This is a genomic window from Streptosporangium sp. NPDC050855, assembly GCF_044456585.1.
In the GTDB taxonomy this organism is placed as follows: Bacteria; Actinomycetota; Actinomycetes; order Streptosporangiales; family Streptosporangiaceae; genus Streptosporangium; species Streptosporangium longisporum.
On sequence record NZ_JBITFY010000033.1, the window covers coordinates 42,674 to 52,373 of the forward strand.

A 9,700-nucleotide genomic window follows, 5' to 3' on the forward strand; every position below is an offset into this window, starting at 1 on the left:
CGATGAACAGCGATACAGACACCGGCGCCAAGGCCGGGACGGCGATCGTCTTCCCCGGCATGGGGCCCACCAGGTTCGCCGACGTCGCCGCGTTCATGCTCGGGGACCCCGGGGCGCGGCGGTTGTTCGAGCGCGCCGGCGACGCGCTCGGCTACTCGCCCGTCGAGCGCTTCCGCGACTCGGGGGACGACTACACCGAGGCGGCACAGGTGGCGTTCATGGTGAACTGCCTGGCCCTGGCGGAGTGGGCGGAGCGGGAACTGGGCGTCGAGCCCGAGGTGTGCGCGGGCCCCAGCTTCGGCGGCAAGGCCGCCACCGCCTACTCGGGCGCGCTCTCCTTCGAGGACGCCGTGCGGACGACCGCGGCGCTGGCACGCTGCACCGCCGGGTACTTCGCCCGCGAGCACACCGACATCGTCACCCACTCCTTCGTCCGCGTCCCCGAGCCCCGGCTGAAGGAACTGCTGGCGGAGCTGGACGAGCACGACGAGTGGTACGACCTGTCGTGCCGCGTCGACCACGATTTCCACATGCTCTCGCTGCGCGAGCGGCGGGTCGAGTGGCTCCAGGGGAGGGTGCGCTCGATGGGCGGGCTCTCGCTCTACACGATGCGGCCCCCGATGCACTCGGCCGCGTTCGAGCCGCTGCGGCGCCTGGCGGCCCGGGAGGTCCTCGACGGGCTGGACTTCGCCGACCCGCGCCTGCCGGTCGTCGACGACCACGACGGGACCGTGCTGACCACCGGGGACGGCGTGCGGACGATGCTGCTGGACGGCTTCGTGCGGGCGCTGCGCTGGCCGGACGTGGTGGACACGCTGCGCGGCCTCGGCGTGGCGCGGGTCTGCGTCGCCGGTCAGGACAGCCTGTTCGGCCGGGTGCCGGTCACCACGAGGAACTTCACCGTCGTGCCGGTCAACCCGAGGGTGGTGGCGGCGCCCCGGCCGGGGTCGCGGCCCGCGTCGTCCTCACCGTCGCGACCGGTGCCGCAGTCGGGGTCACAGTCGGTGCCGCAGTCGGGGTCACAGTCGGGGTCACAGCCGGGGTCACAGCCGGGGTCGCGGCCGGTACGGCCGTCCGGTGCGTGACGGGACCGGCGGGTCCGCCCGCCGGTCCCGCGCCGCCCGGTCAGCCCACCGGACGGAACATCCCCGACAGGACCTTCCAGAGCGTGCCCGGTGTGCGGAAGGTCTCCATGCTGAGGGCGTCGTCCTGGAAGTGCACCCCGTACTCCTCCTCCAGGGCGGACAGCAGCTCGACGATGCCGAGCGAGTCGAGACCGAGGTCGGTCAGGGGGGTGTCCTGCTCGATCTTCTCTTCCGGCGGCAGGAAGGGGAGCTGCCGGCGCAGGAGCTCCTCGAAACGATCGTCCCACATGGTGGTCGACTTCCCTTCTCAGTGGAGGGCGTGCTGGGGTGTGAACGCGAAAAGAAAGATGAGGGGAGTCGCGGTCCGCGACATTCACCCGAGGGGCGGCACCACTGCCGGGCGTCATTCTCACCTCGCCCCTCCGAAGTGAACCTAGCGCGCGCGGGCGCCGATGTCCATCGCTCTCGCGGTGATTCTTCGAATTGATTCCGGGCCTTTTGCCGGGCGTATCGGAATAACCACGCGCACCCATCGACATTCAAGGACGGAAATGACCGTGGAAACCTCCCACGCCCTCTACTCGCGTTTCCTGCGCGGCCTGGAGACCTCCCCGGAACGGCCGGCCTTCCGCGTCGCCGGCTCCGGCAGCGGCTCCGGCAGCGGCGCCGGTACGGCCTCCTACGCCGAGGTCCACCGCGCGGCCCTGCTCTGGGCCGGGGCGCTGCCCGTCCCGGCCCCGCCCGGGGCCGCAGGCGCCGCGTCCCGCCCCTCCGGGGCCGTCGGGGTGCTCGCCGCCAAGGGGGCCGTCGCCTACACCGGGATCCTGGCCGGCCTGTACGCCGGGGCGACCGTCGTGCCGCTGCACCCGGACTTCCCCGCGGCCCGTACCCGACAGATGATCGAGGCCGCAGGGGTGTCCACGCTGGTCGTGGACGACCGGGGCCGGGCACGGGCCGCCGAGCTCGCCGCGGACGGGCTCGACCTCGCGGTCCTGGACCCGGCGGCGGCCCCGCCAGGCCCGGAGCGCGCGCTGGAGCGCCCGCGCCCGGTCGAGCCCGGCGACATCGCCTACGTGCTGTTCACCTCCGGCTCCACCGGCCGCCCCAAGGGGGTGCCGATCACCCACGCCAACACCGCCCACTACTTCGCCCTGCTGGACCGGCGCTACGACTTCACCCCCGGCGACGTCTTCTCGCAGACCTTCGACCTGACCTTCGACTGCGCGATGTTCGACCTGTTCTGCGCCTGGGGGGCCGGGGCCGTCGCGGTCCCCGTACCGCCGCACGCCTACCGGGACCTGCCCGCGTTCCTCGCCGAGCAGGGCGTCACCGTGTGGTTCTCCACGCCCAGCGCCATCTCCATGGCCCGCAGGACGGGCGGCCTGCGACCGGGCTCCATGCCCGGCCTGCGCTGGAGCCTGTTCGCCGGTGAGGCGCTGAAGTGCGCCGACGCCACCGACTGGCAGCGGGCCGCGCCCGCCTCCACGCTGGAGAACCTCTACGGGCCGACCGAGCTGACCATCACCGTCACCGCCCACCGCTGGGACCAGGAGGTCTCCCCGGGCCTGGGCGTCAACGGCATGGCGCCGATCGGCGAGGTCAACGACGGGCACGAGCACGTGCTGCTGGACGCCGAGGGCAGGCCCGACGCCACCGAGGGCGAGCTGTGGATCACCGGGCCGCAGACCACCCCCGGCTACCTCGACCCCGCCGACGACGGCGGCCGGTTCGTCGAACGCGACGGGCGGACCTGGTACAACACCGGCGACCGGATCCGCAGGGCCGCAGGCGGCGAGCTGGTCTACCTGGGCAGGGCCGACGCCCAGGTCCAGGTGCGCGGCTGGCGGGTGGAGCTCGCCGAGATCGACCACGCCCTGCGCGGGTGCGACGGGGTCGACGACGCGGTGACCGTCAGCGGGGGCGCCGACGGCGACGTCGAGCTCGTGGTGTTCTACACCGGGACGCCGTCACGCCCGGCCGACCTCGCCGCGAGGCTCCGCCGGACCCTGCCCCCGGGCATCATCCCCCGCCACTACCGGCACCTGGACGAGCTGCCGCTGAACCCCAACCGCAAGGTGGACCGGGCCGGTCTCGCGGCGTGGGCCGCCCGCATCCTCACCGGCACCGAACAGGCGCCTCCGGCGACCCCCGAAAAGGCGTCCCCCGTCGGCGCGGCGTCCCGGGAGATTCTTTAGGGGGGCGTAGGGGTGTGGCCGCCGGGGAGGGGCGAGGTAGCGTTTCCATGGATTTATCTGGGCCCTGTCCCATGAAAAAGCGCATGGGCCGCCGGAGGAAATTCTTTTTTCATTCGGGGACGGGAGACTAATGTGGAGAAATTGATTTCCGAGGTGCCGTCCCTGCGGTCGGATCTCGTGCACCGCCTGCTGGACGACGCGGCCGCGGCCGCGCCTTCCGACCCCGCGGTCCGCGACGCGCGGGGCGGGTGGAACTACCGGCGGGTCGCCGAGCTGAGCCACGCCTTCGAGGCGTGGCTGGACGAGCAGGGAGTCGGCCCGGGAGACCGGGTGATCGTCCAGCTCCCCAACCGGCGCGAGATGGTCCCCATCGTCTACGGCGTCCTGCGCCGCGGCGCCGTCCTGGTGCCGCTGAACCCCGGCATGAAGCCGTTCCACCTGAGCTCGGTCCTGAAGGACTGCGAGCCGTCGCTCGTCGTCGGGTCGGGGGAGGCCGCCGCGACCGTGCGGACGCTCGGGGACGTCCCCGTGCACGACCTCGACGAGATCTGGGCCGGGATCGAGGAGCGGGCCGACCGGCCCGTCACCCGCGAGCCGGTCGAGATCCCGGCCGAGTACGTCGCCGTCCTCATCTACACCTCGGGCAGCACGGCCGCGCCCAAGGCGGTGGTCTGCCCGCACGAGCGGGTGAGCTACGCCGCCTCCGCCATCAACGCGGTGCTCGGCTACCGGCCGGGCGACGTGGTCTTCTGCCGGCCGCCGATGTCCTTCGACTACGGCCTCTACCAGATCTTCCTGTCCGCGCTGGGCCGCGCCGAGCTGGTGCTGGCCGGGGACGGGCCGGACGTGGCGCTGCTCGGGCAGATCCGCGACTGCGGCGCGACCGTCGTCCCGATCGTGCCGTCCCTCGGCGCGATGATCTCGACGCTGGCCAGGCGCGCCCCCGGCTCCGCGCCGTCGGTGCGGATGTTCACCAACACCGGGGCGGCCCTGCCGTCCGCGACCATCGACGGGCTGCGCGCGTCGTTCCCGGGCGCCCGGGTGGTCAGGATGTACGGCATCACCGAGTGCAAGCGCGTCACCATCATGGAGCCGGAACTCGACGGGGAACGTCCCGGCGCGTCCGGCAGGGCACTGCCCGGCACCCGCGTGCTGATCCTCGACGGCGAGGGCCGCCCGCTGCCCGCCGGCGAGGTCGGCGAGATCGTCGTGGACGGGCCGAACGTGATGGCCGGCTACTGGCGCGACCCCGTGCTGACCGCGCGGGCCTACCGCCCCGACCCCGAGACCGGCAGGGCGCGCCTGCACACCGGTGACTACGGCAGCCTCGACGAGGACGGCTACCTGTACTTCCAGGGCCGCCGGGACGACATGTTCAAGCGCAAGGGCACCCGGATGAGCACCGTCGAGATCGAGGCGGCCGCCATGGACATCCCCGGCGTCACCGCGGCCGTGGTCCTTCCCCCCGCCGACGGCCGCGACCTGGTGGTGTTCGTCGAGGGCGAGCTGACCCCGCACGCGGTCCTGCGCGAGCTGGCCGAGCGGCTGGAACCGCCGAAGGTGCCCGCGGCCTGCCACGTGCTGGAGAGGTTCCCGCTGACCCTGAACGGCAAGAACGAGCGCAAGCAGCTGGCGCTGCTGCTCGAGGGGAGCTCCGCATGAGCCGCACCACCGACCTCGTCGCCAGGTACGGCTCCCCGCTGTACGTCTACGACCTCGACCGCGTCACGGACGCCCGCGACGCCCTGCTGTCCTCGCTGCCGGAGACGTTCGAGCTGTTCTTCTCCTTCAAGGCCAACCCGCACCCCGAGATCGCCCGTGCGCTGCGCGGCGGGGACGGACGCGGCTGCCTGGCCGAGATCAGCTCGACCGGCGAGCTGAGCGCCGCCCTGGAGGCCGGCTTCGACGGCTCGGAGATCCTCTACACCGGGCCGGGCAAGACCCGCGAGGAGCTGACGGCCGCGATCGCCGCCGGGGTCGTCTCCTTCTCGGTGGAGTCACCGGGCGACCTGCGGCGCGTGGGGGAGGTGGCGAGCGCCCACGGCGTGGTCGCCGACTGCCTGCTCCGCGTCAACAGCGCCACCTCCAGTGCGGCGACCAGCATCAGGATGACCGGCACCCCCTCCCAGTTCGGCATCGACAGCGAGACGCTGGCGGACCTGATGCCCGAGCTGCGCGCGGTGCCCGGCACCCGGCTGGCCGGGGCCCACCTGTTCTCGCTGAGCAACGCCAAGGACGAGGAGAGCCTGATCGGGGAGTTCCGCCACACCATCTCGGTGGCGGCGGGCCTGCGGCGGGAGGTGGACCTGCCGGTGCGCCTGCTGGACATCGGCGGGGGCTTCGCCGCCCCCTACCTCACCCCCGGGGAGCGGCCCGTCTACCCGGGCCTGCGGGCCGCGCTGGAGGAGATCCTCGACGAGCACTTCCCCGACTGGCGGGCCGGGACGCCGCGGATCGCCTGCGAGTCCGGGCGCCACCTGGTCGGCGGCGCCGGGGAGCTGCTGTGCACCGTGGTCAACATCAAGGAGAGCCGCGGGCGCAAGTTCGTCATCCTCGACGCGGGCATCAACACCCTGGGGGGCATGTCGGGCCTGGGACGGCTGCTGCCGGTCTCGGTGGGGCTCGGCGACGACCCGTCGCGGGACGGCGACCCGGCCGGGGAGGAGGTCGCCACCCTGGCCGGCCCGCTCTGCACCCCGGGCGACGTCCTGGGCAAGAACGTGCGGCTCCCCGCACTCTCGGTGGGCGACGTCGTCACCATCCCCAACGCGGGCGCGTACGGGATGACCGCGAGCCTGCTGATGTTCCTGGGACGTCCCGCCCCCACCGAGGTCGTCGTGCGCGGCGGTGAGGTCGTGTCGGCGTCCCGTATCCAGTTCGTCCGGAAATACGACTGAGTTCCGGCGTCGCGGGGCCCCGGGTGAGGGTCCCGCGGTGTCCACGCGGTGTTCCACGGTGTCCCCGCGGTGTCCCCGGGGTGTCCCCGGGGAGCCCCGCGGGGTCTCGCAGGGCTCCCCGACGCGGCACGGTCGCGTGCCACGGCGGGACCCCGGCGGTGCCGGGACGTCCGGGAGCGGCCGGCCCGCTCTCCCGGAGCCCCGAATGCTTCAGCGCCTCTGGCGATTCGTACGGCCTTCATACGGTTTTTCAAAGACGTGGAGTGGACGGATGAGCGAGTCCGAGCAGTTCGTTTCTGGCACCTCCGGCGCGGCGGACGGCGGGCGGGTGGCGCCCTCGGCGTTCACGTTCCCCTCGGAGGACCTGACCGCCGAGCGCCGGCTCGCCTTCCTGGTCGAGCTCGTGCACGACCTGACGGTCGAGATCCTGCGCACCGTGCTGCCGTACGCCCCCGACACGATCGACCCGTACCAGGCGTTCCAGGAGCTGGGCTTCGACTCGCTGGCCGCGGTCGAGCTGCACGACCGGCTCGCCGAGCGGATGGGCGCGGAACTGCCGATGACCCTCGCCTTCGACCACCCCACCCCCGCCGCCGTGGCCGCCTACCTGTTCGAGGAGGTCCTCGGCCTGGCCGACGGCGAGACCTCCGAGGTACGCGCGATCGTCGGCTCCGACGAGCCGATCGCCATCGTCGGCATCGGCTGCCGCTACCCGGGCGGCATCGCCACCCCCGAGGAGCTGTGGCGGCTGGTCGCCGAGGGCGGCGAGACCGTCACCGGCTTCCCCGTCGACCGCGGATGGGACCTGGAGCGGCTGTTCGACGACGACCCGTCGACGGCCAACACCAGCTACGCGCGCGTCGGGCACTTCCTGCACGACGCCGCCGAGTTCGACTCCGACTTCTTCGGGATCAACCCGCGCGAGGCCGTGGCGATGGACCCGCAGCAGCGGCTGCTGCTGGAGACCGCCTGGGAGGCGTTCGAGCGGGCCGGCATCGACCCGCGCTCGCTGCGCGGCAGCCAGACCGGCGTGTTCATCGGCGCCGAACCGCAGGACTACGGCCCCCGGCTCGACAAGGCGCCCGGCGAGGTCGAGGGGTACCTGGTCACCGGCAACGCCACCAGCGTGGTCTCCGGCCGCATCGCCTACACCTTCGGGCTGGAGGGGCCGACCCTCACCGTCGACACCGCCTGCTCGGCCTCGCTGGTCGCGATCCACCTGGCCTGCCAGTCCCTGCGCACCGGCGAGACCTCGCTGGCGCTGGCCGGTGGCGTGACCGTGATGTCCACCCCCGGCACCTACACCGCGTTCAGCCGCCAGCAGGTGATCGCCGCCGACGGCCGCTGCAAGGCGTTCTCCTCCTCCGCCAACGGCACCGGCTTCTCCGAGGGCGTCGGCGTCATCGTGGTCGAGCGCCTGTCGGACGCGCTCCGCCGGGGACACCCGGTGCTGGCGGTCATCCGCGGCTCGGCGATCAACCAGGACGGCGCCAGCAGCGGCCTGACCGCGCCCAACGGCCCCTCGCAGGAGCGGGTCATCCGCCAGGCCATGGCCAACGCCGGGCTCTCCAGCGGCGACGTCGACGTGGTCGAGGCGCACGGCACCGGCACCAAACTGGGCGACCCGATCGAGGCCCACGCCCTGCTGGCCACCTACGGCCGCGACCGGGGCGACGCCGCGCCGCTCCGGCTGGGCTCGATCAAGTCGAACATCGGGCACACCCAGGCGGCGGCCGGCTCCGCGGGTGTGATCAAGATGGTGATGGCCATGCGGCACGGCGTGCTGCCCCGGACCCTGCACGTGGACGAGCCGTCCCCGTACGTCAACTGGTCCATGGGAGAGGTCGAGCTGCTGACCGAGGACCTGCCGTGGGAGAAGTCCGGCGCCCCGCGCCGGGCCGCGGTGTCCTCCTTCGGCGTCAGCGGCACCAACGCGCACGTGATCCTGGAGGAGCCCCCCGCGGCCGACACCGTGGCCGCGGACGGTTCCGCGGACGACCTCGCGAGCGCCGGGAGCGCCGACAGCGCCGATGGTGTCGCGGAGGAGACGCTCCGGCCCGTCGCGGTGCCGGTGCCGCTGTCGGCCAGGAGCGGGCAGGCGCTGCGGGCGCAGGCGGCCCGCCTGGCCGCCCACCTCCGGGACCGCCGACAGGCCGGGGAGGACCTCGACCCGGTCGACGTCGGCCACTCCCTGGTGACCACCCGGTCGCTGTGGGACCACCGTGCGGTCGTCGTCGCGGGCGACCGCGAGGAACTCCTCGCCGGCCTGGCCGCGCTGGCCGAGGGGGAGTCGGTGCCGAACGTGCTCCAGGGCGTCGCCTCCGCCCAGGAGCGCCCGGTCTTCGTCTTCCCCGGCCAGGGGTCCCAGTGGGCCGGGATGGCCGTGGAACTGCTCGACTCCTCGCCGGTCTTCGCGCGCAGCATGCGCGAGTGCGCCGCGGAGATCGAGACCCACGTGGACTGGAGCCTGCTCGACGCGCTGCGCGGCACCCCGGGCGCGCCCTCCCTGGACCGGCTCGAGGTCGTCCAGCCGGTGCTGTTCGCGGTGATGGTCTCCCTGGCCGAGCTGTGGAAGTCCCACGGCGTCCTGCCGGCCGCCGTCGTCGGACACTCCCAGGGCGAGGTCGCGGCCGCCTACGTGGCCGGAGGACTGTCGCTGGCCGACGCGGTACGGGTGATCGTGCTGCGCAGCCGCCTGTTCGCCGAGACCCTGATCGGCAAGGGCGGGGTCGCCGCGGTCGCGCTGCCCGCCTCCGAGGTCGAGCGGCGCCTCGCCCGCTGGCACGGCAAGCTGTCCGTCGGCGGCAAGAACGGCCCCTTCTCCTCCACCGTGGTCGGCGACGCCGACGCCCTGGCCGAGCTGGTCGCCGGCTGCGAGGCCGAGGGCGTGCGCGCCCGCGTCGTGGCCTCCTCGGTCGCCTCGCACTGCGCCCAGGTCGACCCGCTGCGCGAGCGCCTGCTGGACATGCTCGCCCCGGTCACCCCCCGCAGCGGAGACATCCCGTTCTACTCGACCGTGACCGGCGGCCTGCTCGACACCGCCGAGCTGACCGCGGAGTACTGGTTCGGCAACGCCCGCTACCCGGTGGAGTTCCACCAGGTCGTCCAGACGCTGCTGGCCGAGGGACAGCGCGTGTTCCTGGAGTCCAGCCCGCACCCGGTGCTCGCGATGAGCGTCCAGGACGCGATCGACGAGGCCGGCCTGGAGGCCGCCGCGTTCGGCTCCCTGCGCCGCGGCGAGGGAGGCCCGCGCCGCTTCCTGACCTCGCTGGCCGAGGCCCACGTCCACGGCCTGCGCGTCGACTGGGAGCCGGCCCTCGCCCCGTACGGGCCGCGCCGGGTCGACCTGCCCACCTACGCCTTCCAGCACCGTCGCTTCTGGCTGGAGGCCGGCGCCTCCGGCGGCGACCTCACCTCGGTCGGTCTGAGTTCGGTGGATCATCCGTTGCTGGGTGCGGTGGTGGTGGTGGCCGATTCGCAGGGGGTGTTGTTCTCGGGGCGGTTGTCGCTGGGGTTGCATGGG

6 protein-coding genes are annotated in these 9,700 nt (G+C 73.4%); 5 read left to right on the top strand and 1 reads right to left on the bottom strand.

The genetic code is table 11. The features are described 5' to 3' along the window. Positions 1 to 2 precede the first annotated feature (2 nt). Entirely contained in the window at positions 3 to 1,085 is a 1,083-nt protein-coding gene (locus ACIBCT_RS38155; protein ID WP_399196893.1) for an ACP S-malonyltransferase, read from the top strand. A 40-nt stretch (positions 1,086 to 1,125) separates the two neighbouring features. On the opposite strand, the gene ACIBCT_RS38160 is transcribed toward ACIBCT_RS38155, so the two are convergent. Then, a complete protein-coding gene (locus ACIBCT_RS38160; RefSeq protein WP_344903792.1) occupies positions 1,126 to 1,374 on the bottom strand; it encodes an acyl carrier protein in 249 nt (82 codons plus the stop codon). A 262-nt stretch (positions 1,375 to 1,636) separates the two neighbouring features. Here ACIBCT_RS38160 and ACIBCT_RS38165 point away from each other — a divergent pair, with 262 nt between their 5' ends. From ACIBCT_RS38165 to ACIBCT_RS38180, 4 genes are all read left to right on the top strand, one after another. Further along, entirely contained in the window at positions 1,637 to 3,280 is a 1,644-nt protein-coding gene (locus ACIBCT_RS38165; protein ID WP_399196894.1) for an AMP-binding protein, read from the top strand. Between the two features lie 132 nt (positions 3,281 to 3,412). Next, positions 3,413 to 4,942 (top strand): AMP-binding protein, encoded by a 1,530-nt coding sequence (locus ACIBCT_RS38170; RefSeq protein WP_399196896.1) that lies wholly within the window; start codon positions 3,413 to 3,415, stop codon positions 4,940 to 4,942. Continuing rightward, entirely contained in the window at positions 4,939 to 6,177 is a 1,239-nt protein-coding gene (locus tag ACIBCT_RS38175; RefSeq protein WP_399196897.1) for a type III PLP-dependent enzyme, read from the top strand. Before ACIBCT_RS38170 ends, ACIBCT_RS38175 begins: the two co-directional genes overlap by 4 nt. 271 nt (positions 6,178 to 6,448) lie before the next feature. Then, positions 6,449 to 9,700, top strand: a 3,252-nt coding sequence (locus tag ACIBCT_RS38180; RefSeq protein ID WP_399196898.1) for a type I polyketide synthase, incomplete at its 3' end; no start/stop codon positions are given.

Excerpts from the sequence above, each read along its gene's own strand:
- ACIBCT_RS38160 (WP_344903792.1), bottom strand. The coding sequence starts at position 1,374 with ATGTGGGACGATCGTTTCGAGGAGCTCCTGCGCCGGCAGCTCCCCTTC.
- ACIBCT_RS38165 (WP_399196894.1), top strand. The coding sequence starts at position 1,637 with ATGACCGTGGAAACCTCCCACGCCCTCTACTCGCGTTTCCTGCGCGGC.
- ACIBCT_RS38155 (WP_399196893.1), top strand. The coding sequence starts at position 3 with ATGAACAGCGATACAGACACCGGCGCCAAGGCCGGGACGGCGATCGTC.
- ACIBCT_RS38175 (WP_399196897.1), top strand. The coding sequence starts at position 4,939 with ATGAGCCGCACCACCGACCTCGTCGCCAGGTACGGCTCCCCGCTGTAC.